This is a genomic window from Micromonospora sp. NBC_01796 (assembly GCF_035917455.1).
Taxonomy (GTDB): Bacteria; Actinomycetota; Actinomycetes; order Mycobacteriales; family Micromonosporaceae; genus Micromonospora_G.
In genome coordinates this window covers 784,513-810,761 of sequence record NZ_CP109078.1, presented here as the reverse complement: position 1 = coordinate 810,761, position 26,249 = coordinate 784,513, and the positions used below count along the sequence as shown (strand labels likewise).

Genomic DNA, 26,249 nt, shown 5'->3' with positions numbered 1-26,249 from the left:
GTCGGTGTCATCCCCTACCTAGTGGATCACGTTCAGTAGGTTCCGTCATGTCCGCACTTGATGACCGGACGGATGCAGTTGAGAACCCGCCGCTCCATCTCCGCGGCCGGCCAGACGTTGAAGAAGTCGCCGTGCATCGTGTAGCCGGGCCCGGACGCCAGCCGGAAGTTGGCCGGGTTGCCGTTCACCGGATAACGCAGGACCTGGCGCAGCTTGGGCACGTGCACCGGGTGGGTGGACGGGCAGGCCTGGTTGACCGGGTACGCCATGTGGCTCTTGTGGTCGGGCGAGTCCAGGTCACGGCCGTTCCAACACTGCGGGAAGTCGAGGTACGACTCCATCATCGTGCCGGCCGGACAGTTGACGAAGTCCTTGCCCGGTGGCACCTGTCCGGCGTGCAGGCAGGACCAGCGGGCGATGCTCTGGTCGCCGCTGGTGGCCTTGGCGTTGCCGGCGACGATCTTCAGGCCGAGTGGCATCGGTTGGGTCTGCGCGACTATGTCGGCGCGTACGCCCTCACCGAGGTAGTAGAAGGTGACGATGGTCGGCTCCACCGGCACGTTGTTGTTGTACAGCGTCGGCACCCAGTACGACGACAGGTCGATCGACGGGTTGCAGTTGCTGGACGCGTTGGCCAGGCTCGTGTAGTCCGAGTTGGCGTCGGTCGACAGGTTGCCGAAGAAGCTGTGCATGTGCGAGGCGCCGGCCAGACCGGGGTAGATGATCGGGTCGTCGGGCAGCCGGCGGGTGAACGGGCAGTCGGCCAGGAACTCGGCCACCCGGACGATCGGCCCGTTCGGCGGGGGCGTCGGCGGGGCGCCACCGTCGTCACCGAACACCTGGAACTCCCAGAGCGACACTCCGTACGCGGTGGCCCGCTTGGTGGAGTGCAGCCGGACGTACCGGCCGTTGCCGGAGACGGCGATGCTCTTGCTGCCACCGGTGCCGGCGACCGTGGTGTGGATGGTGGTCCAGTTGGTCGCGTCGTTGGAGGTCTGGATCCGGAAGTCGCTGGCGTACGCGGCTTCCCAGTTCAGCGCCACCCGGCTGATCGCGCGGGCCGAGCCGAGGTCGACCTGGATCCACTGCGGGTCGCTGAAGGCGCTGGACCAGCGGGTTCCGCCGTTGCCGTCGACGGCGGCGCTGGCGGCGTAGCCGCCCTCGACCGAGGACGCGGTGGCGGGACGGCCCTGGGAGAGCGTTACCTCGGCGGCGGCGGCCGGGCCGACGCCGACCGCGAGGTAGGTGCCGACGAGGGCGGTGAGTGTGGTGAGCACGGTGGCGAGGCGCAGGCGGCGGCGTGGTCTGGAACGGGTTGGTGGTGCGACCGGGTGCATGGGGCTCCTTCGGGGCATGGGCAGGAGAGCGGCGTGGGAGTCGCCACCGGTGCAACGTCCGTAGGTGGGGTGTGGTGGCGCCCGACTCCGCTGTGCCGGTGGCGGCGCCGAACGGGCGTCGTCGGTCGCACCGGAGCTTGTGTCGGACGGGTTACGGACGAGTGTCGAACTGGGTAGTGAGAGCGCTCTCTGGCATCACTTTGACTCTTCTATTGCCCAGAGTCAATGCTTTGGGACGGTTCCGGAACAAGGTCTTCCCCCGGACGAATCTCCCCGGCCACGATCGATGTCCAGCCGGGCCGTCCCGCGCCCAGCGGGTTCGGGTTCGGCTACGCCTCGAAGGCCGCCCGGACCGCCGCGACGGCCTCGTCGGCGGTCGCGCCGAGCCGCCGTACGCTTTCCGCATATTCGTGGGCATGTTGCTCGATGAGGGTGGCTCGACGCACTTGGACGCCGCCCTGCTGTCGTGGTTGGCGCGAATGCGTGGTTTTACGGCGTGTCACGGTCGATCGGGGGGCGGGGTGCCGTGCCACCGCACGAGACACGGCACCCCCTTCCCGTACCCGCGGGCACCCCTCCCGCGGGAGGTCTCAGCCCGGTCGGCCGATCCGGTCCGCCGCCGCCTGCCAGGCCGCGGCGGCGCCGGGCGCCGGGCGGTACGTCCGCAGCGTCGGATCGCGGCGCGGCACCGCCCGCAGATCGGCCAACCCACCATCGAGTACGCCGAGCGCCCGCGCCTGCACCAGCGCGTTGCCCAGCGCGGTCGCCTCCACCGGACCGGCCACCACCGGCAGCCCGCAGGCGTCGGCGGTGAGCTGGCAGAGCAGCTCGTTGCGGGCACCGCCGCCGACGACGTGCACCACGTCGACGTCCCGACCGGACAACTCCTGGGCCTGCCGGACGGCGACCCGGTGGGCCAGCGCCAGGCTGTCCACGATGCACCGGACCACCGCCGCCGGATCGGCCGGCGCCGGCTGCCCCAGCCGTACGCATGCCTCGGTGATCCGGGCCGGCATGTCACCGGGCGGCAGGAACTCCGGGTCGTCCGGGTCGATCACGGCGGCCAGTGCCGGACGCCGGGCCGCCTCTGCCAACAGGTCGGTCAGCTCGACGTCCAGGCCGGCGGCCCGCCATGCGCGCAGTGACTCCTGGAGCAGCCAGAGGCCCATCACGTTGCGCAGGTAGCGGATCGTGCCGTCGACCCCGGCCTCGTTGCTGAAGTTCGCCCGCCGGCTCGCCCCGGACAGCACCGGCTCGGTCAGTTCCAGACCGACCAGGGACCAGGTGCCGCAGGAGATGAAGGCGAACCGGTCACCCTCGGCGGGCACCGCGACCACCGCCGAGGCGGTGTCGTGCGAGCCGACTGTGATGACCGGGACCGGCCAGGTCGCCCCGATCGCCTCCCCGACCTCGGGCAGCAACTCCCCGGCGTGGTCGCCCGGACGGCGCAGCGGGCCGAAGATCCGTGCCGGGAGACCGGCCTGTTCGATCAGCTCGGTCGACCACTCGCGGGTCCGTACGTCCAGCAGCTGGGTGGTGGAGGCATTGGTGACCTCACTGCCCGCCACCCCCGTCAGCCAGTACGAGAGCAGGTCCGGAACCAGCAGCATCCGGTGCGCCGCCGCCAGGGCGGGCGTACCGAGTGCCGCGGTGAGCTGGAACAACGTGTTGAACGGCAGCAGTTGCAGCCCGGTCACCCGGTAGAGCCGCTGCGCCCCGAGCGCCGCCACCACCCGCTCCGGCACCCCGTCGGTACGCCGGTCGCGGTAGTGCACCGGGTTGCCGAGCAGCGCACCGTCCGGGTCGAGCAGCCCGTAGTCGACCGCCCAGGAGTCGATCCCGACACTGGCCAGGTCGGGGCGGCGGGCCAGGGCGGTCCGCAACCCGGTCAACGTCTCGGCGTACAGCCGCAACGCGTCCCAGTGCAGGGCGTCGGGCAGGCGTACCGGGCCGTTGTCGAACCGGTGCGCCTCGGTCAGCGTGACCCGGTCCCGGTCGACCTCGGCGAGCATCACCCGACCACTGGACGCGCCGAGGTCGACCGCGGCGACCGCCGCCGACCTCGACGCGTTACTCCTCATCGCTGTTCGTCCATCGTCGTGGCTCAGCGCAGGAAGGCGGCGGCCACGCCGGCGTCGACCGGCACGTGCAGCCCGGTGGTGTGCGACAGGTCCCCGCCGGTGAGCGCGAAGACCGCGTTCGCCACGTGCTCCGGCAGCACCTCCTGCTTCAGCAGGGTCCGCTGGGCGTAGAAGGCGCCCAACTCCTCCTCCGGTACGCCGTACACCGCGGCCCGCTTGGCGCCCCAGCCACCGGCGAAGATGCCGGAGCCCCGGACCACCCCGTCGGGGTTGACCCCGTTGACCCGAATGCCGTACGCGCCGAGTTCGGCGGCGAGCAGGCGTACCTGGTGTGCCTGGTCGGCCTTGGCCGCCCCGTACGCGACGTTGTTCGGGCCGGCGAAGACGGCGTTCTTGCTGACGATGTAGACGAGGTCACCGCCGGTGCCCTGCTCGATCAGCAGCCGCGCGGCGGCCCGGGAGACCAGGAACGAACCCTTGGCCATCACGTCGTGCTGCAGGTCCCAGTCCGCCTCGGTGGTGTCCAGCAGCGACTTCGACACCGACAGCCCGGCGTTGTTCACCACCAGGTCGACCCCGCCGAAGGCGAGCGCGGCCGACGCGAACGCGGCCTCGATCGCCGCGCCGTCGGTGACGTCCACGGTGACCGGGACGGCCCGGTCGGTGTTGCCGATCTCGGCCGCGACCGTCGCGGCGGCGTTCGCGTCCCGGTCGGCGACCACCACGGCCGCACCCTCGGCGCCGAGCCGGCGGGCGATCGCCGCCCCGATCCCGGAGCCGCCGCCGGTGACCAGCGCGACCCGGCCGGCGAGCGGCTTCGGTGCCGGCAGCCGGCGCAGCTTCGCCTCTTCGAGCAGCCAGTACTCGATCCGGAACTTCTCCGACTCGTCGATCGGCGCGTACGTGGAGACCGCCTCGGCGCCCCGCATCACGTTGACCGCGTTCAGGTAGTACTCGGCCGCCACCCGCGCGGTCTGCTTGTCCTTGCCGAAGCTGAACATGCCCACGCCGGGAACCAGGACGATCGCCGGGTCGGCACCGCGGATGGCGGGGGAGTCCGGCTCGGCGTACCGGTCGTAGTAGGCCCGGTAGTCCTTGCGGTACGCCTCGTGCAGCTCGCGCAGCCGGGTCACCGCCTGCTCCAGGGGTGCGTCCGCCGGCAGGTCCAGCACCAGCGGCCGGACCTTGGTCCGCAGGAAGTGGTCCGGGCAGGAGGTGCCGAGCGCGGCGAGCCGGGGGTGTTCGGTGCGGGCCAGGAAGTCCAGCACCGCCTCGTCGTCGGTGAAGTGCCCGACCTGCCGGGCGTCGGTGCTGGCCAGGCCCCGGATGACCGGGGCCAGGGCGGCGGCCTTGGCGCGGCGCTGCTCGGCCGGCAGGGCGCCGTAACCGGGCAGGAGCGGGCCGAACGGCTCGGGTCGGCCGTGCTCGGCCAGGAAGCGCTCGGCGGTGGCGATGATCTCCAGCGACCGGGCCTCGCACTCCTCGCTGGTGGCGCCCCAGGCGGTGATGCCGTGCCCGCCGAGGATCACCCCGATCGCCTGCGGGTTGTCCCGGGCCAGCGCGGCGATGTCCAGGCCGAGCTGGAAGCCGGGCCGGCGCCACGGCACCCAGACCACCCGGTCGCCGAAGCAACGTCGGGTCAGTTCCTCGCCGTCGGCGGCGGTGGCCAGCGCGATACCGGCGTCCGGGTGCAGGTGGTCCACGTGGGCGACGTCGACCAGGCCATGCATGGCGGTGTCGATCGACGGCGCGGCGCCGCCCTTGCCGTGCAGGCAGTAGTCGAACGCGGCGACCATCTCGTCCTCGCGCTCGACGCCCGGGTAGACGTCGACCAGGGCCCGGAGCCGGTCGAGTCGCAGCACCGCCAACCCGGCCTCGGTGAGGGTGCCGATGTCGCCGCCGGAACCCTTGACCCACATCAGCTCGACCGGCGTACCGGTGACCGGGTCCTCGCCGGTGGCCTTGACCGAGACGTTGCCCCCGCCGAAGTTGGTGTTGCGCCGGTCGGCGCCGATCCGGTGACTGCGCCCCAGCAGCGCGGCCACCTCCGGATGCGTACCCATCGCTGTGCTCGGTTTCCCCTCGTGTGTGCCGTTGTCGGTTGTCTCGCCGGTGGTGGTCATGCGCCCCAACCGGCCTGCTGTCCGCCGACCCGGTCGGCGGCGATCTTCTCGGCGTAACCGGACCGGGCGTACGCGGCCATCGGGTCGGGGTCGAGGCCCTGCTCGGCCCGGATCTCGCGCAGCAGCGGCCGGACGTCGGTGTTGTACGCGTCCATCAGCACCGCGTTCGCCCCGAGTACGTCACCGGCGGCCTGGGCGGCGGCCAGCGCGTCGGCGTCGACCAGCAGCGCCTTCGCGGTGGCCTCCTGGACGTTGAGCACCGAGCGGATCTGGCCGGGGATCTTCGGCTCGATGTTGTGGCACTGGTCGAGCATGAAGTTCACCCCCGACTCGACCCGCAGGGCGTCCGCCCGGACGATCTCGTGCATGATCCGGAACAGCTGGAACGGGTCGGCCGCACCGACCATCAGGTCGTCGTCGGCGTAGAACCGGGAGTTGAAGTCGAACGCGCCGAGCTTCCCCTCGCGCAGCAGGAACGCCACGATGAACTCGATGTTGGTCCCGGGGGCGTGGTGCCCGGTGTCGATCACCACCTGGGCCCGTTCGCCGAGCTTGAGGCAGTGCGCGTACGCGGTGCCCCAGTCCGGTACGTCGGTGACGTAGAACGCCGGCTCGAACAGCTTGTACTCCAGCAGGATCCGCTGGTGCTCACCGATCCGGTCGTAGGTGGCGGCGAGCGCCTCGGCGAGCCGGTCCTGCCGGGAGCGGATGTCGTCCTGACCGGGGTAGTTGGTGCCGTCGGAGAACCACAGCTTCAGGTCCGGCGAGCCGGTGGCATCCATGATGTCCACGCACTCGAGCAGGTGGCCCAGGGCCTTGCGCCGGATCGCCGGGTCGGGGTTGGTGACGCTGCCGAGCCGGTAGTCGTCGTCCTGGAACACGTTCGCGTTGATCGCGCCGATCCGTACCCCGAGGTCGGCGGCGTACGAGGCGAGCTTGGCGTAGTCGTCGACCCGGTCCCACGGGATGTGCAGCGAGACGATCGGGGCGATCCCGGTGTACGCGTGCACCTGCGCCGCGTCGGCGATCTTCTCCTGCGGGGTACGCGGCACACCCGGCTGGGAGAACACCTTGAACCGGGTGCCGGAGTTGCCGTACGCCCAGGAGGGCACCTCGATCCGCTGGCCGCGCAGGGCGGCCCGGACCTCCGGCGAGGCTGCGGTGGCGGTCACGATAGCTCCTGAGTGGAATCGAGTGCGGATGCGGCGGGTGCGGGCGCGGCGGGGCCGGCCGAGGCGGGGGTGAGGGCGTCGAGTTGGGCGTCGAGGTTGAAGATCTCGGTGAGGACGGTGAAGCCCTCGTCCGGGCGGCGTCCGTCGAGTCCCTCGAAGAACGGGGCCATCTCTGCCTGCCACCGCGCGTTGACCTCGGTACGTTCCATCGCGGCGAGCGACTCGGCCAGGTCGTCGGTACGGAAGTGTCCGACCAGCAGTCCGTCGGTGTGCAGGAAGATCGAGTAGTCGTACCAACCGGCGTCCCGGAGCGCGGCCAGCATGTCCGGCCAGACGGCGGCGTGGCGCGCGGTGTACTCGGTCAGCCGGTCGGGTCGTACCCGTAGGACGAAGCAGACTCTCCGCACCGGGCCCCCTTAGTTTGTGAACCGTTTCAATAATCCCGCCCTCAAACTACGAGCGACCGCGCTGGGATGTCAAGGAAACGAAGCCCCGGCGTCGACCCCGTCATGTCACACGGGCCACCGGCTGCGGCGTCGGCGGGCGGGAGTCGCCGGGGTTCAGCTCTCCCGGCGGGTGTACCGGCTGGATTCGCGGACCACCAGTTCGGGCTCGAAGATCACCTGCTGGTGCTGGTGCACCTCGGGCTCGTTCGACTCCTCCAGCATGAGGGCCGCCGCGGTACGCCCGAGCCGCTGACGGGGCTGGCGGACCGAGGACAGCGGCACCGCCGCCGCGGCGGCGAACTCGATGTCGTCGTACCCGACCAGGGCGATCTCCTCGGGCACCCGGACCTGCTGCCGGGTCAGTTCCTGCAGCACCCCGAGGGCGAGCAGGTCGTTGGCGCAGAAGACCGCGGTGGCGCGGGCCGAACGGGGTTGGCCCAGGATCCGGGCGGCGGCGTCCCGGCCGGCGGCCACGGTCGGGCTCGGGGTGTCGAACCGGCGCAACCGGTCCTCGTCCAACCCGGCCTCACGCAGGGCGTGCACCGCACCGGCGTAGCGGTCGCGGACCTGCTCCAGCCGCCACGGCCCACCCACAAAGGCGATCTGCCGGTGTCCGGTCTCGACCAGGTGCCGGGCGGCCAGCTCGCCGCCGAGCCGGTCGTCGACCGACACCGAGCAGACGTCCGGCCGGTTCGAGCGTCGGTCCAGCAGCACCACCAGTACGCCCCGGTCGCGCAGCCGCACCAGCCGCTCGTTCGCGTCGTCGACCGGGGTGATCAGTACGCCCTGCACCCGCTGCTCCTCCAGCAGGTCCAGATAGGCGCTCTCGCGTACCGGATCGCCGTCGCTGTTGCAGAAGATGACCGCCATCCCGGCCGCGCCGGTGGCCTCCTCGACGCCCTTGGCGACGTCGGTGAAGAACGGGTTCGCCACGTCGAGTACGACCAGGCCCAGGGTGCGTCCCCGGCCCCGGCGCAACTGCCGGGCCGCGTCGTTCGGCACGAACCCGAGATCGCTGATCGCGGCGAGCACACGGGTACGGGTCGACGCCGCGACGATGTCGGGCCGATTGAGCACGTTGGAAACCGTGCCGACCGACACACCCGCGCGGGTGGCCACGTCACGGATGCTCACGGCTGGTCCCGCCACCGTCGCCTCCTTTCGCAGTCGGGCTGGTCCGCACCGACTGAAACGTGTCAAGAATAGCGTTGCCGGATCGATCCCCGTGCCACCGGTCGCGCGTCGTGGCGCAGACCCTACCGGCAGCAGTCGCCCGGCCGCGCCCGGTAGGGTGGCGCCGATCGGGGGCAAGCGCTTTCCAATTCGTACCTGGCTGGTCGGGCCGCCGCGAGGGTGGTCGACCACGAGAGGCGGACAGATGAGCCACGGAACCACCACCACCCGGCTGCGCGTACGCGGCGAGACCGTCGCCGAGTACGTCCCCACGCCCGACCTCGACCCGCGACTGTCGCCCCGGCCGTACCTGCATCCCGTACGGACGCTCGGCGGGGTGGTGGTCACCGACATCCTGCCCGAGGACCATCCGCACCACCTCGGCGTCTCCGTCGGTATCCAGGACGTCGACGGCTACAACCTCTGGGGCGGCAGGACCTACGTCCGCGACCAGGGTTACACCTGGCTCGACGACCACGGACGGATCGTGCCGGAGAGCTGGGGGCGGCAGGCGGACAACGGCTTCGGCCAGCGCCTGCGTTGGCTCGGCACCGACGGGGGGCTGCTGCTCACCGAGGACCGGACCGTGTCCGCCGGGGCGATCGCGGGCCGTGACGACGCCTGGCTGCTCGACTTCGCGTACAGCCTGACCGCACCCGCGGACCGGGACGTCACCCTGGGCAGCCCGGCCACCAACGGCCGCCCCGACGGGGCCGGGTACGGCGGGTTCTTCTGGCGGGCGGCGCTCGGCACGGTACGGGTCCTCACCGCCACCGGCGAGGGCGAGGACCAGGTCAACGGGACCACCGAACCGTGGCTCGCCCTGGTCGGCGAGGGTGCCGGCGGTGCCCCGTACACCCTGGTCTTCTCCGGGTTGGGCGAGGGTGACGTGTGGTTCACCCGCGCCTACGGCTATCCGGGGGTCAACATCGCGTTGGCCTACCGGCAGACGCTGACGATCCCGGCCGGGCAGCGGATCAGTCGACGGCACCGGGTCGCGGTGGTCGACGGGGCGCTCGGCCGCGATCAGCTCGCCGGACTGAGCTGAGGCGGAGCCCGGCCGGACCCGTCGCACCGAGGAAGGCGCGGGTCCGGCCGGGGTGCACCGTCGGTACAGCATTGGACCGGCGGGTCTTGGGGCCTGGGGTTCGGGCCTGGGTCTGCCTGGGGGGTTCGGGCCCGCCGTGCCCGGCGAGGGCCGTCACGCTTGATCCCCTCGCCGGTCACGGCGGGCCCGAACCCTGGCTGGTCACGCGGGTTCCTAGTCCGTGCCGGTCCTGGCGGTGGTGGCGAGGGTTCCGGTGGGGCGGCGGCGGTCTACCGCCACGGCGGCCAGTGCCGGTAGGCCGGGTAGCAGGGGCCAGAGGATCGGTCCCATCGAGGCGGTGAGGGCCACGGCGATCAGGGCGAGCAGCAGCAGGGCGGTGCCGGTCGGGTCGGATCGGGTGCGGTCGACGGCCGATGCGGCTGCCGCTGGCCAACCGGTGTGCGGGTGCCAGGCGACCGCAGCGCGCAGTGCTGTCGCGGCGAGCAGGGCGGTGGCGAGCAGGAGCGCCGGGCCGATGATCCGGCCGCCGGGCAGTCCGGCGCCGACCGCGGCCGCGTCGAGCGTGAGCACCGCGGCGAGGGCGACCGGCACGAGGTACGGCCACCAGCCGCTGCCCGCCGTGGCGCGCAGTGCTCGCAGGTAGCCCCGTACGGTGACGCCCGCACCGTCGTCGGCGCGATCGCGCAGTACGGTCACCGCCGCGGTGACCGCCACGTAGGCGGTCACCAGCGGCAGTGCGGCGACGAGGGTGAGCAGACCGAGGACCAGCACCTCGGAGAGCCGGGCCAGTCCGGCGGCGAACCCACCGAACCGCTGCGGTGCCGGGGTGCGACGGGTGTCGTCCTCGGGTCCGGTCATCGGCTCAGCCCTTCAGCCCGGAGGTGGCGATGCCCTCCACCAGGTAACGCTGGAAGGCCAGGAAGAACAGCACCACCGGCACGATGCTCAGGACCGACATGGCGAACATCGGGCCGAACGCCGACTCGCTGGTCTGGTCGATGAACAGCCGCAACGCCAGCGGCAGCGTGTACGTCTCCGGATCGTTCAGGTAGACCAGTTGACTGAAGAAGTCGTTCCAGGTCCAGATGAACGTGAAGATCGTCGTGGTGACCAGGGCCGGCTTGAGCAGCGGCAGGATGACGTACCGGAAGGTCAGCACCGGGCCGCAGCCGTCGATCTCGGCGGCGTCGTCGAGTTCCCGGGGCAGGCCACGGATGAACTGCACCATGAGGAAGATGAAAAACGCGTCGGTGGCCAGCAGCTTCGGCAGGATCAGCGGGACGAAGGTGCCCACCAGGTCGAGCTTCTGGAAGATCGTGTACTGCGGGATCAGCACCACGTGGTACGGCAGCATGATGGTCAGCAGGGTGAGCGCGAACAGCGGCCCGCGCAGCTTGAACCGCAGCCGGGCGAAGGCGTACGCGGCCAGCGAGCAGGAGATCAGGTTGCCCAGGACCGCGCCGACCGCGACGATCAGCGAGTTGCCGAAGAACCGCCACACGCTGATCCCGGCGATGCCGTCCAGCGCGGTGGAGTAGTTCTCCGGGACGAACCGGGTCGGGAACAGGTCCAGGCTGGACAGGATCTCGTCGGTCGGTTTCACCGACGCGGTGAGCAGCCACACGATCGGGTAGAGCAGCAGCAACAGCATGGCGATGATCAACGCGTGCCAGCCGAGCCCGCGCAGCCGACTGCCGGTGGTGCGGGACTGCGGGTAGGTGGTCATTTGTTCTCCCCGGCGTAGAAGACCCAGCGGCGGGAGGTGCCGAAGAAGAGCGCGGTGATGACGGCGACGGTGATCAGCAGGATCCAGGCCATCGCGGAGGCGTAGCCCATCCGGAACTGGGAGAACCCGCGCTCGTAGAGGTAGAGCGTGTAGAACAGGGTGGAGTTGCTCGGCCCGCCCCGCCCGCCGCTGACGATGAACGCGGGGGTGAACGCCTGGAACGCGTGGATGGTCTCCAGCACCAGGTTGAACAGGATGATCGGGGAGAGCATCGGGAGGGTCACCGAACGGAACGTGCGCCAGCGGCCGGAACCGTCCACCGCGGCGGCGTCGTACAGTTCCTGCGGGACCTGCTTGAGCCCGGCCAGGAAGATCACCATCGGGGCGCCGAACTGCCAGATCGCCAGGATGATCAGCACGTAGATCGCGTAGTCCGGTTCGTTGATCCAGCCGCCGGTGTCCCAGCCGACCCGGCCGGTGAGCGAGTCGACCACGCCGTTGTCGGTGAACAGGGCCCGCCAGGCCAGCGCGATCGCCACCCCGGTGCCGAGCAGCGAGGGGGCGTAGAACGCGGACCGGTAGAACCCCTGTCCGCGCCGCGCGTTGTTGAGCAGCATCGCCACCGCCAGGGCGGCGGCCAGCTTCAACGGTACGGAGATCAGCACGTACGTCGCGGTGACCTTGGCCGAGGCGAGGAACCGGGCGTCGTCGGTGAACAGCCGCTTGTAGTTCTCCAGGCCGACCCAGTTCGGGCTGGTGAACAGGTCGTAGTCGGTGAACGACAGGTAGAGCGAGGCGAGCATCGGCCCGAGGGTGAGCAGCAGCGCGCCGCAGACCCAGGGGGAGAGGAAAAGGTACGCGATGCCGGGCCGGTGGCGCCGGTAGCGCGGGCGGTTGCGCCCCGCCTTGGCGGTCGGATCGGCGGGCCCGGGGGGCGGCCGGCGCAGTGTGTCAGTCGTCATGGCGTAGCAATCCGATCGGCTCGTGACGCCTGCGCCGCAGGGGCGGCGCACTCCCGTGGCGGCGCGCGTGAAACCATTCAATGACGGGGAACGTACCGGCGGTCGGAGGTCCTGTCAACGAAATGGACACGGCCGTGAAACATTCATCGAACTCCGCTGGCCAGGAGGTCGACGGGATGAATCGTTTCATTCAGGGCCCGAAAAATCCCGCCGACGTCCCGGTCGTCTCAGTCGCCCGGAGCCCAGTCCGGATCCCGCCCGAACGCCGCCACCAGCCGGTCCTGCTCGCTGGCATTCTCCGGCACGTGCACCGCCGAGGCGACCAGGCCACCCTGCCGGTACATCCCGGTCCGCTCGGTGAACCAGCGGGCGCACTCGCGTACCGCCTCGGCGTCCAGCTTCGGCTCGACCCCGATCGCCACCGCCAGGTCCCAGCCGTGCACCAGGTGCTCGGCCAGGAGCTGGTGCAGGTACTCGCTCGCCGGGGTGTCCCCGAACGAGAGGTGCACCGTACGGTCGAGCGCTCCGGGCTCGCTCGCGCCCCGCTCGGCCGCGGCCGCGGCGTCCTGCGCGGTGCCGGCCGGGTCGTCGCCGAGCAGGTCACCGTCGAACTGGTCGCCGACCTGCTCGATGGTCGCACCGGCCAGCAGCGGGACGGTCCACCGGTCCTCGACGACCACATGGTTCACCAGCGCGCGTACGTCCCAGTCGCCGCACGGGGTGGGCAGGGCCCACTGGTCGTACCCGACCTGGGCGACCCGGTCGGTGAACTCGTCCAGGCTGCGCCGGTACGTCTGCAGCAGATCCATGGACCCGATTCTGCTCCGTCTTCCGTCCGGCGGCCGGTCTTTCCGTCCGGCGGTCAGCCGTCCAGCTGTTCGGGGGACAGGCCGAGCTCGCGTGCGGTGGCCAGGTGGACCCACTCGGAGAGCAGGCGGCGGGAGATCACCCGGTCGTGCACCGCCGACTGCACCGCGAGCCCGTCGATCAGCGCGTTGATCCGCCAGGCGGCGCCGCCCGGATCGTCACAGACGAACACGCCCTCGTCCACGCCGGCCGCGATGATGTCGGCGAGGTCCTCCCGCCAGCGCAGGTCCAGCCGCCGGGACACCTTCTCCAACTCGGGCGTACGCAGGGACTCCGACCAGCCGTCGATCCACATTCCCCACGACTTCGACCGGCCGGTCGGTGCGTACAGTTTGAGGATCTTCCGGAGCTTCTCCAGCGGGCCGGCCGAGGACCGGACCACCGCGTCGAGTCGGGCCAGATCCTGCTCCGCCGCGTACGCGAACGCCTGCGCGAGCAGCCGCTCCTTCGTGGCGAAGTGGTAGAACACGAGTGCCTGGCTCACCCCGGCGGCCTGGGCCACGTCGGCGGTACGGGTGTTCGCCAACCCGCGCTCCTTGATCACCGCACAGGCGGTACGCAGCAGCGCATCTAGGCGGATCTCGGCCGCGCGTCTCGTCACGCGGCTACGTTAACCTATCGATGTGAATACGGTAAGTCACCAATACTGACGGTCTTTGGCTCGTGACCCCGTGTGGGATCGCCAGCTCAGTCCCGTACCCAGCGGTAGGCATTGATCTCTATCGGGTGAAGGTATCGGAGTTCATCGGTGGCTCGTAGTAGGGTCCGCACATGCCCGAGGGTCAGGCCCCCGTCCCACCAACGGCCGACAACAAGCGGGACGAATCCGCACGACCGTCGATGGTGGAGCAACCCGCGACGGTGGTCTACGACGACGAGGAACGCCCGGCCAGGGAACTGACCGGTCCGGCCGCCACCGTGGTCGCCGTGGCCGCGTTCACCGTCGCGCTGCTCGTCCTGGCCCAGGTGTTCCGGCCACTGTCGCAGGGCAGCCAGTACTACCTGATCATCTTCCTCGCGGGCGTACTCCCGTTGGTTTTCCTCGCCTACCGGTCCGGCCTGCGGTGGCCGACACGGCTGACCCGGCGCGGACCGGCGCCGCCCGGCGACCCGGCCGACCGGCCGGAACCGCCCACGGGCGCCGGGCCAACGGTCGGCGACTGGCTGCTGGCCGGACTGGCCCTGCTGGTCTGCCTCTACCCGGTGCTGCCCGTCCCGATCGCCGGGGCCGGCGGCGGTTACGACGCCTTCCTCGACCGGCAGGGGCTGCTCGCACCGACCGACGTGCTGCTCGGCGCCCTGCTCCTGGCCCTGCTGATCGAGGCCTGCCGGCGCACCACCGGCTGGGTGCTGCCCGTGGTCTGCCTGCTCTTCCTCGGCTACGGCTACTACGGCGGCCTGCTGCCCCAGCACTGGGCGATCGCCCACGCCGGACTCGACTTCGCCCAGATCGTCGACGCCCTCTACAACTCCGGCAGCGGCTTCTACGGCACCCCGCTCGACGTAGCCGCCACCTACATCGTGCTGTTCACCATCTACGGCGCCGTACTCGACCTCTCCGGCGCCGGCCGGTTCTTCGTCGACCTGTCGGTCTCCGCCTTCCGCCGGTCGCGCAGCGCCGCCGGTCGCACCGCCGTCGCCGCCGGCTTCCTGCTCGGCACGGTCTCCGGATCCGGTACGGCCACCGCCGTCAGCGTCGGGGCGGTGAGCTGGCCCATCCTGCGCCGCGCCGGCTACCCGCCCGAACAGGCCGGCGGCATGCTCGCCGCCGCCGGTGTCGGTGCCATCCTCTCCCCACCCACCCTCGGCGCAGCCGCCTTCATCGTCGCCGAGTACCTGGGCGTGTCCTACCTGACCGTGCTCGGCTGGGCGATGATCCCGACCCTGCTCTACTACCTCGGCATCCTGCTCGCCGTCGAGATCGACGCCCGCCGGTTCGGGGTACGGGTGGTCGAGGTCGTCGCCGGCTCGCCGGGCCGGCTCCTGCTCCGGTTCGGCTACCACTTCTCCTCCCTGATCGTGATCGTGGTGCTGCTCGCGGTCGGGGTCAGCGCCACCCGCTCGGTGGTGTACGCGACCGCACTGGCGTTCGCGCTCTCCTTCCTCGACCGGCGAGGATGGCTCACCCCCGACCGCCTGTTCACCGCCCTCGTCACCGGCGTACGCGGAGTCCTCCCGGTCGTCGCGGTCTGCGGCGCCGCCGGCATCATCACCGCCACCACCACCAAGACCGGACTCGGCGCACAGTTCGCCGGTCTGCTCGTCCGCGCCGCGGAGACCCTGGCCGACCGGCCCGCGGTGGTGCTCGCACTCACCGTCGTCTTCGCCGCCGTCGCGCTCGCCCTGCTCGGACTCGCCGTACCGGTCACCGCCTCGTTCATCATCGGCTGGGTGATCATCGGGCCGGCCCTGCTGGCGCTCGGCGTACCGGCCCCCGCGGCGGCGATGTTCGTCTTCTACTACTCGGTGCTCTCCGAGGTCACCCCACCCACCGCACTCGCCGCCGTCGGCGCCGCCGCGATCACCGGCGGCCGGACCGTGCCCACCATGTGGCAGGCACTGAAGTACGCGCTACCGGCCTTCCTCGCCCCGATCGCCTTCGTCCTGACCGGGCCGGGTGAATACCTGCTCGGTCGGGGACCGGTGCTCGGTGTGCTCTGGACCGCCGCGGTCGCCTGCCTCGGCATCGCCGCGGTGGCCGCGGCGAGCGGCGGTTGGCTGCTCGGCATCGGCCCGGTCGGCACCGCCGGCCGGATCCTCGCCGGGCTGGCCGGACTGCTCCTGCTCTACCTGCACCCGGTCTCGATCGGGGCCGGTGCCGCGCTGCTCGCCGGTGCCGCCGCCCTGGCGGTGGCCCGCCGCCGCGCCGACCGGCGGACAGCAGATGCGGGGCAGGGCTCGGTGGCGGTGGTTGCGGGGTCGTCGTCGGCGGTGGATCCGGGAACGGAGGCGGTGGGATCGGCGGGGGGAACGGGGCCGGTGGCTGCACGCCGGTCGGGCGGTTCGGTGGGGGGAGCCGGTAAGGCGGGGGAGGCCGGGGCGGCCGATCCGGTCGAGGAAGCCGGCGAGATCAGGTCAACGGCCCGGTCGGCCCCTCCACCGGACCGATCACCCCGGAAGAAGGAGAGTTCATGAACCGTGCCACGAGGGTCGTCGCGGGAATCGCGACGGTCGGCCTCGGACTGGCCGGCCTGGTCGGCTGTGGCGGCCGGCAGGACGGGGCCACCACCGACGCCGGCGGAGAGGTGAGCTGCGAGGTCGCCGCAGACACCCGGATCGGCATCGCCACCGGAAACTCCACCGGTGTCTACTTCGCGCTCGGCAACGCCTACGCCGAGCAGATCACCACCGCCACCGACGGCAAGGTCAAGGCCACCGCGGCCGAGACCGGTGCCTCGGTGCAGAACATCCAGCAGTTGGTGGCCGGGAGCTACGCGGTGGCGTTCTCACTGGCCGACACCGCCGCCGACGCGGTCCAGGGGACGGGGAGCTTCGAGGGCCAGGCACAGCCGGTGCAGGCGCTCTCCCGGATCTACACCAACTACACCCAGGTGGTCGTGCGTACCGGCTCGGGGATCACCTCGGTCGAGGGCATGAAGGGCAAGCGGATCTCCACCGGCTCCCCGAAGTCGGGCACCGAGGTGATCGCCAACCGGCTGCTGGAGGCGGCCGGCCTCGATCCGGCCCAGGACATCCAGGCCCAGCGGCTCGACCTGACCAAGACCGTCGACGGGGTCAAGGACGGCTCGATCGACGCCTTCTTCTGGTCCGGTGGACTCCCCACCCCCGGCATCACGGACCTGTTCACCACCTCCAGGGACCAGGTCGCCTTCCTGGACATCACCCCGTTGCTGTCCGAGATGAAAAAGATCAACCCGGTGTACGAGGAAGGCTCCATCCCGGCCGCCACCTACGGCACCCCCGCCCCCGTACGGACCATCGTGGTGCCCAACCTGCTGCTGGTGAAGAACGACCTCGACGCGAACCTGGTCTGCGTACTGACCAAGGCGCTGTTCGACCGCAAGCCGCAGCTCGAACAGGCCAACGCGGCGGCCAGGGAGATCAGCCTGGAGACCGCCCGCAAGACCACCCCGGTGCCGCTGCACCGGGGCGCCGACAAGGCGCTGGACGACCTCAACGCCCCGAAGTAGCCCGGCTCGTCGTCCCGGGTCCGCCCGTCCCGGACCCGGGACACCCGGACATGCTGGCGGAAATCCCCCGATCCGCCCAGACCAACACCCGTCGCATGCCTCCTTTCAGACCCCCACCCATCCACCATCCGTACGACCTTCCATCCAAACCAGGTTCCTAGGATGCCTTACGGAGTGTGGTTCGTACCTGTCCCGGCACACCGCCCCTGCCCGTTTCGTACGGCCCTCACCTGCGGGAACGGCGCAACGAGGGGCGGGCCGACCCGCCACGGCCACCCCCGATTTGGCACATGTTCGCGCGCTCGGCTAAAGTTCTCATCCGTCACCAGGAAACACCGGAGACAAGCGGACGTAGCGCAGTTGGTAGCGCATCACCTTGCCAAGGTGAGGGTCGCGGGTTCGAGTCCCGTCGTCCGCTCGGAGATGCCGCCACGCACGTCGGGGGCAACCTCGGTGGAGTGGCCGAGAGGCGAGGCAACGGCCTGCAAAGCCGTGTACACGGGTTCAAATCCCGTCTCCACCTCGGCAAGGATATGCGAGGGCGATTGGCGCAGTGGGAGCGCGCTTCCTTGACACGGAAGAGGTCACTGGTTCAAACCCAGTATCGCCCACCAGGTATGGTTGATGCACACCATGCCGGACAAGATCATTGTCCGGCATGGTGTGTTTTTGTTGATCAAGTGTGTTCGCTGGTGCTACGGCTGTTGGCGTCTCGGCCCACTCGGCGCCGAGCAGCTGCTGGAACGGCTCTGTGAGCTCGTACCGTTCGACCGCCCCGTCCTGGCCTAGGTAGAGCTTCTTGAAGAAGCCCTGGTTGATCTGACGCCTGATGGCAGGGGGAGCGGCGACGTAGTGCTGCTGGCAGTGCCCCGCCACCGTCAAGGCGTCGTGCAGCGTCTGTGTGACATCGGATAGGCTGGCCGTCGCTCTGGTGATCTCCGTCTCCGCCTCGGCGAGGGCGCGCGTCAGCCGCTCCATCTCGGTCTTGAGAAGATCAACCGGAACGGCGCCAGCGTAGTGGGCCTGCATGAGCTTCGACCGTTCGTCCCTGAGCCGTGCCAGGCGCTTCTTGGCACGTTCGGCGTTCTCCTGGGCGTCGTTGCGCTGAGTCTGGAACTCGTCGAGTACCGCGTCTCGAAGCTCAGCGATCCGCTCCGGCGGTAGCTGGAAGGTCTGGTAGAAGCGGGCGATCCCGTCCTCGACGGCGTGGAGGCGGATGCCACCACGCCGGCAGTTGTTGGCCTTCAGCTTCTTCTTGACGCAGTGGTAGTACTCGTAGAGCCCGCCGTTACCGCGATGGCGGCTGAAGACGAGGCGGCCGCCACAGGCTCCGCAGAAAATCGAGCCGCGTAGGTAATGAGGCCATTTACGGTCTTTTTCGCCGGCATGGCGGTGGGCAGCCAGTATGTCCTGGATTCGCAGCCATGTCTCCGGGCTGACGAGCGCCTCATGCTTTCCTTCGTAGTGGAAGCCGTTGTAGGCAATAACCCCCATATAGTAGGGATTGCGTAGAAGGTTGTGCATGGTTGTGGGGTTGATCGGTTCGGATGGCCTGACGCGTGTCGGGCGCGAGGTTAGTCCTCGACTGCGGGCTGCGACTACAAGCTCGTTCACGGTCCATTCGCCGCTCGCGTACTGCTCCAGACACCAGCGCACGATGGGTGCCCGCTCGGCATCGAGGATGACCCGGGAGATGCCGAGCCCGTCAACAAACTCACGTACGTTCAGGTAGCCCAGTGGCGCACGGAATGGAGTGCCGCCTTCCTGTGCCTTGCGAACGAGGCCTTTCATGACTTCCTCGGCGAGGTTCTCGCGATAGAACTCGGCCGTATCTGCCATGATGTTGTGTAGGAATCGGCCGTGCGCACTGTTTGAAATGTTCTCGGTGCAGGAAACCAGCTCGACGCCAGCGCGGGCGAGCATTAGGCGAATCGCCATATCGTCTTCGCGGTTCCTGGCCAGCCGGTCGATCTTGTGAACGATGAGATAGCGGACCCGGCGTTTCTTGAGATCCTTGAGCATCTCTTGAAGCTGTGGCCTATGTACTGACTTTGCGCTTTCCCCTGCATCGATATATACCCCGGCGATAGCCGCACCCAGCGATCGGGCCTTGGTCTCGCAGGCTTCTCGCTGGTGGGGAATCGAGTATCCCTCTTCGCCGCCACCTGTGCGGGCTTGGTCGCGGGTGCTCACCCGGGCGTAGATAAATGCTTCGTTCGTGTCGCTGGCAGTTGATATTTTGTTCCGGCTCCCGTGCGGCGGGACCTGGCTGGCTGCAGCTACGGCGCCAGGTGTTGCCGGCGGACTGCTTTCCTTGCCACGTAGCCCTCGAATGATCTGTTGTCGATTCGCTGACTGCTGTCGCTGGTAAGCGATCTGCCGTACGCTTGCGTCTGTCCTCCCATCCCGATCTTGATCCGTTCCCTGATCTTCGTTCGTGTACACCGGCAATTCGGTGGGCATACCTTCCTCCCAATTCGTCATTCCATCGCGCCCCCGCGCGTCGTGGGGCCAGGAAGGATATGCCCTTGCCGATCCGGGCGCATATTCTTTCGATCCTTTTGATTCATTCATATCTCCCTATATCTTGGCAGACCAAGATCCTATTTTGAGCTGTAGTTTTCGCAGCATGGTCGTGGGATGGGGTGAGCGTGGCGACTGCTCAGACGTTTTGCGTAAACACCCAAACCGCCATCATTCGGCTTGCCCCGTAACCCTGCGGCACCGTCATCAGTTACTTCCAAAACGGCGACTGCTCGCCAAGGCGATGCAGTCACACGACCAAAGGGGAGGAACTGCAAGCGATGGGCTTTATGGACAATATGAGGGATGCGTTAGCCGCTGGCCTGAGGAATCCGGGGGACAGTGCGGCGACGCAGCGGGAGTTCAACGAGCGACGGCGTAGTCGCAAGGAACAGGAAAGGCTCCTCGGGGCGCAGGCGATTATCTTGAATATCGTTGCCGAGAAGCAACGAGAGGTCGATGCACGGATCGCCGATCAACGTGCTCGTGGGCATAACGTTCAGCGTGACACCCTATGGACGCATGCCACCATACTCGGCGGACGGCAGGCGCTTATTCGCTACTATCAGAACGACGATCCGAACCGCGTAGAGGTTTTCTATGGCGGAGCCGGTTCCCCTGACGGCCCTGGCCACGGTCATATCGTCATTCGGAACGGGCAGATCGACTTTTGGCGGACTGAAGGCAATGGTGAACGGTTGGTGTAGTTGGTCGACGTGGTGCCCTCGATATGAGTTCATTTCGCCGGCACCTCCACCTTGCCCACCTCAAACTCAAGAATCGCCCACAGTCTGTCCGAGTACTGATCGTCTGTCTCCTTCTCTGGGTAAGGCGACTTCCCGATAACCACCATAGTGTCCCACTCGATATGAACATCCTTAAGCTGCGGATCGGTGAGATACACCAGGAGCGAGCCGTAACTATCCCTTTCGACCGCGTGAAAGGTCGCTCTTGCTATCGCCTCCCTCAGTTCCCGATGCTTCCAGCCCTGCTCCACAGCAAACAGCCAAAAGTCTTTCAACTTCGCAACTGTATCTAATCTCTCCTCGCCATCGATGATCCGTTCATAACGTTCCTCGAAGGCGGGTGGTAATTCTTCGTCCATCATTTAATAATAATGACCTATTTTTATAATTCATCAAGCTTTACCTATTAGCAGTTCTTGGGTGGAGGATCAGCGCCGCTGATCCTCCACCCCCTGCGTCACGACGAAACCCTCACGCCTGCACGCTGGCCTCGCTGCTCCGTCGCTTGCTCGTGGCCTTCGTCTCGACCGGCTGTGTGCCGGTGTTCCCAAACAGCGCCTCGATCGCGCCGCGCCGGGCAGCTGCCTCCCGCTCGATCTCCTCAAGCACGGCAGCGGCTCGCGCGGCGAAGTCCGGCTGTGCCTGGTTGTGTTCGACGTACAGCTCGACCGACCGCCGCATGGCATCGGTCAAGGACAGTCCGTCGAGCTGCGCCACCAGTGCGAACTGCGCGTGCAGTTCGTCCGGCAGCTTCAGGCCGAGCGTCTTGATGCCCGTCTTGCCGTTTCCGGGTTCCATCTTTCGGAACTCCCCTCCTCGGTGTTGGTGCGGCTGGCCACCTCGTGGGGGTGGCGACAACAGCCGCACGGCACCGGGGAGTGCGGCGGGGCGCGGGCACGCCGTCATGGGTGCTGTCGCTCCCGCCATGCGGCGAGCCGCTCCCGCGCCAGCGCGGCGAAGGTGGGATTCAGCTCGATGCCGATCCAGCTCCGTCCGTACTGCTCGGCTGCGATGGCGACCGTCCCCGCGCCCATGAACGGGTCGAGCACCACGCCGGGCCTGCTGTCGGTGTTGCATTCACAGTCGGGCCGCAAGATCCCGAGAGCGGGTGTGGCAAGGCTTCGGTCGACCCGCTCCCGCGTCCACGGCGTGTCACATGCTGCGCAGACCTTTTCGGGGCAGGTGGCCAGCAGCGGCCGTTCGGCCAGGGCGAGCGGGAAGGTGGCGAAGTGCGCGCCCCGGTATCCCGCTGTCGGCAGCGACCATACGTCGCCGGGGTTCTTACCGAGCGGGTGCCCGGCCCGTCCTTCGGCCTTGAGCCGGTTGAGCCCTTGGTCGTCGTCGAATCCGACGTCGGGCGGGATGGCGTCGTCGGGCAGGTAGCGGTAGACCGCAGCGTTCGGGCGCGTCTTCGCCGTGGTGGTGAGCGGCTGCCGGATCGCGTCAAGGTCGAAGAAGTAGTGTGGCGATCGCACCAGCAGGAACATCACCTCGTAGGTACAGCTCAGCCGGTCGCCCACGCTGGACGGCATCGGGTTGGTCTTGCTCCAGATCACCTGATTGCGGACGAGCCAGCCGTCGCCCAGTAAGGCCAGGGCGAGCCGCTGCGGGGCAAGTAGCAGGCCCTTCTTCGGCGCGCCCTGGCGGTGGTGGATCGAGTACGAGTCTGCAACGTTCAGCCAGAGTGAGCCGCCGGGCCTGAGAACTCTGGCGATCTCGCGGCAGATGCTGAGCAGGTTGCGTACCCAGGCGTCGACGTCTGGCTCAAGACCAAGCTGCTCAGGGTGGCCGTAGTCCCGGAGGTTCCAGTAGGGCGGGCTGGTGATGCACGTGTCGATACTCCCGTCCGGCAACTCGGCCAGCCGCCGGCGCGCGTCCCCGATGACGATCTGCCCGAGGGGAAGTCGGGTTCGTCCGGGCCCGCTCACGCACTACGGCCTCCCAGGGCCGTTGCGGTGAGGATTGGTACCGCACTGTCCAGAAACGTCATATGGAACAGGTGCTGCGCCTCGCGGGGCATCTGGATGAGTGCCTTGGTGATGCGCTCCATGCTGCGTGCGCCGCTTGCCAGCCACAGCACGCGGGGGAAGACGCTGTGCGCGGCCTGCTCGATGCCACTGTGCCAGTAGCCCGCGTAGGTACGGCACTTGCGGAGGAGTGTCGGCACGCTTTCGGTGCCGCGGTCGACCTCGAGGAAGGCGCTGGACTCGACCTCGCCCACACCCAATCGCACGAAGGCATCGGGCTTGAGGATGACTCTCTGTCCGCTTGGGCCGGGAAAGTGCCGCCAAGCTGCGGGTTCGGCCTGAAAGTCGAGCATCTCCAGTAGTCCGTCGCGCTCGGCCTCCACCAGCCGGACGTACACCTCACTGTTGTCGAGGATGTGACCTACGAAGCTGGGACTTGTCTCCCATACCCGCCGACGGCGGCCGCCCATGGGGCCATCGGTGGCAAGCACCGCCTGCCCGTGGCCGCTCAGTCCGTAGACGTACCCGGCGCTGCCCGCCCGCACGCCGCCGACCCGTCGCCCGAGCCGGACGACCAGCTTGAGTTCGGCCAAGCGCTGCAGGAGCGTGCGTGCCCGTCGTGCCTTGGTAGCGGGCGAGCCTTCGGCGACGTGCAGCCGCTGCACCTGGTCGCCGTTCAGTAGGCGGAGCATGGCCAGCGATTGCAGTACGGCCAGGTCGCGGTCGCTGAGCCGCTCCCTCAGCAGCCGTGCCCGTGGACTTCGGGGTCGAGCCGGTAACGGCTCGACAGTCGTTGGTGCGACGACACCATTTTCGCACGTCAGAGGCATGGCTGGCACGACGCGAGAGGCAAGGCGGCCGGTAGGGGGCAGTGCGTCTGAAGGCATGGTCATTTCGCTGCCCTCCGCTTGAAGCCGACCGGGGCGTCGGTGCTGCCGTGGGCGCCCTGCCGGCGTTCGGTCAGGGCTTTGTCGAGTTCCTCGCCGTCGACCCCGAAGCGGTAGGCGCTGGCCTGGCGGAGCTTGGCCGGGTCGCTGGTCCAGGACGGCAGCGGCCGGGTGGTGATCGAGAAGGGGCGAGTCGGCTGCCCGTCGAGGTGCAGCGCTACGCAGGCCTGGTACGCCCGCAGGCTGAGTAGGTCGTCGGCCGTCACCTCGCCGCCCAGGGCAGCAGCCAGCGGCTTGGCGTCCCCGGGCGAGGGGCGGAAGACGATCCGTGAGCGGGCATTGGCCAGCACCCCGGCCTGCTGAGTGGAGCTGAGCTGGTCCAAGTGCTGGTGAGCCAGCGTCCACGACACACCCAGGCCCCGGGACTGCGCCAAGGCATCGCCGAAGTCAACGCCACCCGGAAGACGAAGAAAGTCCTGAAACTCATCCACGACGACGGAGACCGGTTGCCGCTTCTCCGGCGGGAGTGAGGCCCGCCGCTGGATCGCCGTCCATGTCTGACTGAGTATCAAGGCTCCCAGCATGTTCGCGGCCGGTGTGCCGATGAGCCCGCGGCTGAGGTTCACCAGGGCCACCGTGCCGGGCGTGGTGAACAGCTCGTCCATACCGAACTTCGGTGCGGACTGGCTGAACATCCGGCGCAGATGAGACCTGCTGATGATCGGGCGGAGCTTGTTCAGGAGCGGGGCGATGTAGCGGCCACGCTCGGGCTCCGACAGCGCCTCGAATCCAGCCCACCAAGGGCCAAGCACCAGAGGATCGGTGACCTGTGCGAGCGCCTGGCGGCGAAACGCCGGATTGGCCAGTAGGGCGGGCACGTCGCACAAGGTGCCGTCCGGCAGTCGGGCGGCGGTGATGAGCGCGTGGAGCAGTACATCCGTACTACGAGGGCCGAGGTTCCCGCCGTGCAGTTCGGCAAGCAGATGTACCACTTCGTCGGCCTGGCGTTCGGCATCCGCCCGGTCGCCCGCCAGGACGTTCACGCCAACAGCACGATCGCTGCTCGCCGGATCGATGACCACTACCCGATCACGCCGGTCGTGCAGCACACGCGCCAGCACGTCGTTCACCAGGTCGCCGCGCGGCTCGACCACCAGCACCGACCGGCCAGCCGCGATGTCAGCGAGGATCATCGAGGCCAACAGCGTTGACTTGCCTGATCCGGTCGGTCCAGCGACCTGCACGTGGTGCAGAGCCGTGTTGACCGGCATGGTCACCAGCTGGCCGCGCTGGGCCGCGTGCAAACTTTCTCCGAGCACTCGCCGTGGCTCGCCTGCTTCCTTGCCGTCCTCGACGAGAAGTCGCTGCGGCGCCTCGTTGATGTGCCCGCCGGTAAGCGCCAGCTCCTCGCTCGGTGTCTCCTTGAGCGGCCAGCCGATCACCGTCGCCAGCTCGGCCGCCGAGAGAAGGCAACTCCAGGTCAGCGGGGTACGGCCGGCGTTGGTGACCCTGCGGGCGTACCGGGCGCTGGCCCGGCCCCTGCGGAGTCCGGCGTGGGCGGTGTCGGCGAGGGCAAGGGCATTGCCCAAGCTCCGCACAATGGCGGCGGCGCGGGTCCGCGTCGGACCATCCGCCGCGATTCTGCCCCGGCACCCGAACAGGGGTTCCGTGACCTTCTGTCGCCACAATCTGAGGGCCGTTCCATCGGGCGACTGCGCCGCGTGCAGCCCGAGGACCTCTGCGAAATCGAGTGGGGCCGGTGGGTACGGTCGAGTGCGGCCGGGCCCGATGAGCCACTGCACGACACCGGTCTCCGAGGCGGCCAGGCCACCAAGAACGGCGAGCATCCCCGACGCCACCGCCCCGGCGGTCTCCAGCCGGAGAGGACTTGCCAAGCCGTGCATCCGCACCTCGGCGGCCATCGAAAGCGCCGGCCGTTCTGTCTCGTGCTCCTGGCGCATTCCGAGCCGGGGCAGGTGGGCCGCCATCTGCTGCGAAAGGCTCTGCGCTATCCGAAAGTCCAGCCCCAGACGCCACGACACCCGTCCGCCGATGCTCCAGACCTCGATGACGGCCAGCGCCACCGCGCCGGTGATGCCGATACGCGGCCGGGCGGCCAGTGGGCGCAGCACCGCCGTGACGTCCGGCAGTTCCATGTCGCGGGGCAGGCTTAGCGAAAACCAGGTCAGCCGACTCATGCCGAGCCCTCCATCCTGGGCTCCGGCTTTCCGGGCTTCTCGTCGGGCGACCGCTTGCGCTGCCGCAACCGCGCCAGCTCGATACAGACCCGCGCAAGCTTCCTGATCGCTACGTGTCTCCTCTCCTCATAGCCGGTCACAGCGACCGGCCTGTTGTTGATATCACTCACTGCTTTTCCTCCTTCCAATTAGGGAGGCGGACCGAAGCCGTGGAGGTCATTGGGCATCACGAACAGGACGTACGCATTGATCCGCGCAGCCATAGTCTGATTAAATAGCCAATGACCGGTTACTCCGGCTCACTTGCTGCAGGGCAGTCATCATGTCGTCCGATTGACCCGATACTGCCCGGCAGCCCAGTTCCCGCCCGCTCTCATATATGCGGGAATCACCAGATTTGGTCAAGATAGTTAAGTAATTTCCGCATCACCGACCGGCAGCTCCTGACCACGAGGAGCATGCCAAAACTTGTGCAGGGGAATGACGGCCGCATCCAAGCCACGGCCAACGCCGAAGGCGGTTTGGACACGGCCGTCATCTTCCTACTTATCGCGCTGCAGCTTGCGGATTCTCTCCCGCCACTCGTGCCGAAGCTCGTTCCTCAGTTCGCGGAGCGCTTCCTCTCGCAGTCGCCGAGCGATGTCCTCACGCTTGCCGATGATTTCTTTACGGCCATTTCTGGGCATAGAGGCACTGTGACTCCCTTCCTGGGTGTAATACGAAGCCCGCGAATCCACCTATGCGGCTCACGACGAAACTGATGGCGCGTTACCGCCGCCGGGCGAAGACCAGCCAGTAGATGAACAACAAAACGAGCATGACGACCAACGCTGCGAGCAATG

Annotated in this window: 21 protein-coding genes, 3 tRNA genes and 1 pseudogene; 7 read left to right on the top strand and 18 right to left on the bottom strand. The window is 68.7% G+C overall.

Annotated features, from left to right (window positions below; genetic code table 11):
- Positions 1 to 32 precede the first annotated feature (32 nt).
- The 6 genes from OIE47_RS03655 to OIE47_RS03630 all read right to left on the bottom strand — a co-directional run bounded on the left by OIE47_RS03655 (position 33) and on the right by OIE47_RS03630 (position 8,308).
- A complete protein-coding gene (locus OIE47_RS03655) occupies positions 33 to 1,337 on the bottom strand; it encodes a DUF1996 domain-containing protein (RefSeq protein ID WP_326560060.1) in 1,305 nt (434 codons plus the stop codon).
- Between the two features lie 590 nt (positions 1,338 to 1,927).
- Positions 1,928 to 3,418, bottom strand: a complete 1,491-nt coding sequence (locus OIE47_RS03650) for a rhamnulokinase (RefSeq protein ID WP_326560059.1) — start codon at positions 3,416 to 3,418, stop codon at positions 1,928 to 1,930.
- A gap of 23 nt (positions 3,419 to 3,441) precedes the next feature.
- Positions 3,442 to 5,481: a bifunctional aldolase/short-chain dehydrogenase gene (locus tag OIE47_RS03645; protein ID WP_326560058.1), complete on the bottom strand. Its 2,040-nt coding sequence runs from the start codon at positions 5,479 to 5,481 to the stop codon at positions 3,442 to 3,444.
- A gap of 56 nt (positions 5,482 to 5,537) precedes the next feature.
- Positions 5,538 to 6,713 (bottom strand): L-rhamnose isomerase, encoded by a 1,176-nt coding sequence (gene rhaI / locus OIE47_RS03640; protein ID WP_326560057.1) that lies wholly within the window; start codon positions 6,711 to 6,713, stop codon positions 5,538 to 5,540.
- Positions 6,710 to 7,120: an L-rhamnose mutarotase gene (locus tag OIE47_RS03635; protein WP_326560056.1), complete on the bottom strand. Its 411-nt coding sequence runs from the start codon at positions 7,118 to 7,120 to the stop codon at positions 6,710 to 6,712. The genes rhaI and OIE47_RS03635 overlap by 4 nt, the downstream gene beginning before the upstream one ends.
- Positions 7,121 to 7,273: 153 nt before the next feature.
- The gene (locus OIE47_RS03630) at positions 7,274 to 8,308 is read right to left on the bottom strand and encodes a LacI family DNA-binding transcriptional regulator (protein WP_326560055.1); all 1,035 of its coding nucleotides are present in this window, start codon (positions 8,306 to 8,308) and stop codon (positions 7,274 to 7,276) included.
- A 229-nt stretch (positions 8,309 to 8,537) separates the two neighbouring features.
- Between OIE47_RS03630 and OIE47_RS03625 the strand changes: the two genes are divergently transcribed.
- Positions 8,538 to 9,380 (top strand): PmoA family protein, encoded by an 843-nt coding sequence (locus tag OIE47_RS03625; protein WP_326560054.1) that lies wholly within the window; start codon positions 8,538 to 8,540, stop codon positions 9,378 to 9,380.
- A gap of 213 nt (positions 9,381 to 9,593) precedes the next feature.
- Here OIE47_RS03625 and OIE47_RS03620 read toward each other — a convergent pair whose 3' ends face one another.
- The 5 genes from OIE47_RS03620 to OIE47_RS03600 form a co-directional block, all read right to left on the bottom strand.
- Positions 9,594 to 10,238, bottom strand: coding sequence for a hypothetical protein (locus tag OIE47_RS03620; RefSeq protein WP_326560053.1), 645 nt, complete (start codon positions 10,236 to 10,238; stop codon positions 9,594 to 9,596).
- Between the two features lie 4 nt (positions 10,239 to 10,242).
- Positions 10,243 to 11,106 (bottom strand): carbohydrate ABC transporter permease, encoded by an 864-nt coding sequence (locus OIE47_RS03615; RefSeq protein ID WP_326560052.1) that lies wholly within the window; start codon positions 11,104 to 11,106, stop codon positions 10,243 to 10,245.
- Entirely contained in the window at positions 11,103 to 12,068 is a 966-nt protein-coding gene (locus tag OIE47_RS03610) for a carbohydrate ABC transporter permease (RefSeq protein WP_326560051.1), read from the bottom strand. Before OIE47_RS03610 ends, OIE47_RS03615 begins: the two co-directional genes overlap by 4 nt.
- A gap of 227 nt (positions 12,069 to 12,295) precedes the next feature.
- On the bottom strand, positions 12,296 to 12,877 hold the full coding sequence (locus OIE47_RS03605) for a TIGR03086 family metal-binding protein (protein WP_326560050.1): 582 nt from the start codon (positions 12,875 to 12,877) through the stop codon (positions 12,296 to 12,298).
- A 53-nt stretch (positions 12,878 to 12,930) separates the two neighbouring features.
- Positions 12,931 to 13,536: a TetR/AcrR family transcriptional regulator gene (locus tag OIE47_RS03600; protein WP_326560049.1), complete on the bottom strand. Its 606-nt coding sequence runs from the start codon at positions 13,534 to 13,536 to the stop codon at positions 12,931 to 12,933.
- Positions 13,537 to 13,706: 170 nt separating this feature from the next.
- On the opposite strand from OIE47_RS03600, the gene OIE47_RS03595 reads away from it, so the two are divergent.
- The 5 genes from OIE47_RS03595 to OIE47_RS03575 all read left to right on the top strand — a co-directional run bounded on the left by OIE47_RS03595 (position 13,707) and on the right by OIE47_RS03575 (position 17,700).
- Entirely contained in the window at positions 13,707 to 16,070 is a 2,364-nt protein-coding gene (locus tag OIE47_RS03595) for a TRAP transporter permease (RefSeq protein WP_326560048.1), read from the top strand.
- Complete coding sequence (locus tag OIE47_RS03590; protein ID WP_326560047.1) at positions 16,067 to 17,086, top strand: TAXI family TRAP transporter solute-binding subunit; 1,020 nt, start codon at positions 16,067 to 16,069, stop codon at positions 17,084 to 17,086. Before OIE47_RS03595 ends, OIE47_RS03590 begins: the two co-directional genes overlap by 4 nt.
- 345 nt (positions 17,087 to 17,431) lie before the next feature.
- Positions 17,432 to 17,504 (top strand) — tRNA-Gly (locus tag OIE47_RS03585).
- A gap of 34 nt (positions 17,505 to 17,538) precedes the next feature.
- Positions 17,539 to 17,609, top strand: a tRNA-Cys gene (locus OIE47_RS03580).
- 16 nt (positions 17,610 to 17,625) lie between these two features.
- Positions 17,626 to 17,700: transfer RNA gene (locus tag OIE47_RS03575), tRNA-Val, on the top strand.
- Positions 17,701 to 18,283: 583 nt separating this feature from the next.
- On the opposite strand, the pseudogene OIE47_RS37980 reads toward OIE47_RS03575, so the two are convergent.
- Positions 18,284 to 19,549 (bottom strand): annotated as a pseudogene (locus OIE47_RS37980) (recombinase family protein); the annotation flags it as partial.
- Between the two features lie 341 nt (positions 19,550 to 19,890).
- On the opposite strand from OIE47_RS37980, the gene OIE47_RS03570 reads away from it, so the two are divergent.
- Positions 19,891 to 20,316, top strand: a complete 426-nt coding sequence (locus OIE47_RS03570; RefSeq protein WP_326560046.1) for a hypothetical protein — start codon at positions 19,891 to 19,893, stop codon at positions 20,314 to 20,316.
- Positions 20,317 to 20,345: 29 nt separating this feature from the next.
- On the opposite strand, the gene OIE47_RS03565 is transcribed toward OIE47_RS03570, so the two are convergent.
- The 6 genes from OIE47_RS03565 to OIE47_RS03540 all read right to left on the bottom strand — a co-directional run bounded on the left by OIE47_RS03565 (position 20,346) and on the right by OIE47_RS03540 (position 25,577).
- Complete coding sequence (locus OIE47_RS03565) at positions 20,346 to 20,717, bottom strand: hypothetical protein (RefSeq protein ID WP_326560045.1); 372 nt, start codon at positions 20,715 to 20,717, stop codon at positions 20,346 to 20,348.
- Between the two features lie 109 nt (positions 20,718 to 20,826).
- Positions 20,827 to 21,153 (bottom strand): hypothetical protein, encoded by a 327-nt coding sequence (locus OIE47_RS03560; protein ID WP_326560044.1) that lies wholly within the window; start codon positions 21,151 to 21,153, stop codon positions 20,827 to 20,829.
- A gap of 104 nt (positions 21,154 to 21,257) precedes the next feature.
- Positions 21,258 to 22,208 (bottom strand): DNA-methyltransferase, encoded by a 951-nt coding sequence (locus tag OIE47_RS03555; RefSeq protein ID WP_326560043.1) that lies wholly within the window; start codon positions 22,206 to 22,208, stop codon positions 21,258 to 21,260.
- Positions 22,209 to 22,279: 71 nt separating this feature from the next.
- The gene (locus OIE47_RS03550) at positions 22,280 to 23,152 is read right to left on the bottom strand and encodes a replication-relaxation family protein (RefSeq protein ID WP_326560042.1); all 873 of its coding nucleotides are present in this window, start codon (positions 23,150 to 23,152) and stop codon (positions 22,280 to 22,282) included.
- A 59-nt stretch (positions 23,153 to 23,211) separates the two neighbouring features.
- Positions 23,212 to 25,407 carry a type IV secretory system conjugative DNA transfer family protein gene (locus OIE47_RS03545; protein WP_326560041.1) on the bottom strand — a complete coding sequence of 732 codons (2,196 nt, stop codon included), beginning with the start codon at positions 25,405 to 25,407 and terminating at the stop codon, positions 23,212 to 23,214.
- Positions 25,404 to 25,577, bottom strand: coding sequence for a hypothetical protein (locus OIE47_RS03540; RefSeq protein WP_326560040.1), 174 nt, complete (start codon positions 25,575 to 25,577; stop codon positions 25,404 to 25,406). The genes OIE47_RS03545 and OIE47_RS03540 overlap by 4 nt, the downstream gene beginning before the upstream one ends.
- Positions 25,578 to 26,249: the final 672 nt, after the last annotated feature.

Excerpts from the sequence above, each read along its gene's own strand:
- OIE47_RS03620 (WP_326560053.1), bottom strand. The coding sequence starts at position 10,238 with ATGACCGGACCCGAGGACGACACCCGTCGCACCCCGGCACCGCAGCGG.
- OIE47_RS03615 (WP_326560052.1), bottom strand. The coding sequence starts at position 11,106 with ATGACCACCTACCCGCAGTCCCGCACCACCGGCAGTCGGCTGCGCGGG.
- OIE47_RS03655 (WP_326560060.1), bottom strand. The coding sequence starts at position 1,337 with ATGCACCCGGTCGCACCACCAACCCGTTCCAGACCACGCCGCCGCCTG.
- OIE47_RS03610 (WP_326560051.1), bottom strand. The coding sequence starts at position 12,068 with ATGACGACTGACACACTGCGCCGGCCGCCCCCCGGGCCCGCCGATCCG.
- OIE47_RS03595 (WP_326560048.1), top strand. The coding sequence starts at position 13,707 with ATGCCCGAGGGTCAGGCCCCCGTCCCACCAACGGCCGACAACAAGCGG.
- OIE47_RS03545 (WP_326560041.1), bottom strand. The coding sequence starts at position 25,407 with ATGAGTCGGCTGACCTGGTTTTCGCTAAGCCTGCCCCGCGACATGGAA.
- OIE47_RS03570 (WP_326560046.1), top strand. The coding sequence starts at position 19,891 with ATGGGCTTTATGGACAATATGAGGGATGCGTTAGCCGCTGGCCTGAGG.
- OIE47_RS03625 (WP_326560054.1), top strand. The coding sequence starts at position 8,538 with ATGAGCCACGGAACCACCACCACCCGGCTGCGCGTACGCGGCGAGACC.
- OIE47_RS03605 (WP_326560050.1), bottom strand. The coding sequence starts at position 12,877 with ATGGATCTGCTGCAGACGTACCGGCGCAGCCTGGACGAGTTCACCGAC.
- OIE47_RS03565 (WP_326560045.1), bottom strand. The coding sequence starts at position 20,717 with ATGATGGACGAAGAATTACCACCCGCCTTCGAGGAACGTTATGAACGG.
- OIE47_RS03650 (WP_326560059.1), bottom strand. The coding sequence starts at position 3,418 with ATGAGGAGTAACGCGTCGAGGTCGGCGGCGGTCGCCGCGGTCGACCTC.
- OIE47_RS03550 (WP_326560042.1), bottom strand. The coding sequence starts at position 23,152 with ATGCCTCTGACGTGCGAAAATGGTGTCGTCGCACCAACGACTGTCGAG.
- OIE47_RS03560 (WP_326560044.1), bottom strand. The coding sequence starts at position 21,153 with ATGGAACCCGGAAACGGCAAGACGGGCATCAAGACGCTCGGCCTGAAG.
- OIE47_RS03590 (WP_326560047.1), top strand. The coding sequence starts at position 16,067 with ATGAACCGTGCCACGAGGGTCGTCGCGGGAATCGCGACGGTCGGCCTC.
- OIE47_RS03645 (WP_326560058.1), bottom strand. The coding sequence starts at position 5,481 with ATGGGTACGCATCCGGAGGTGGCCGCGCTGCTGGGGCGCAGTCACCGG.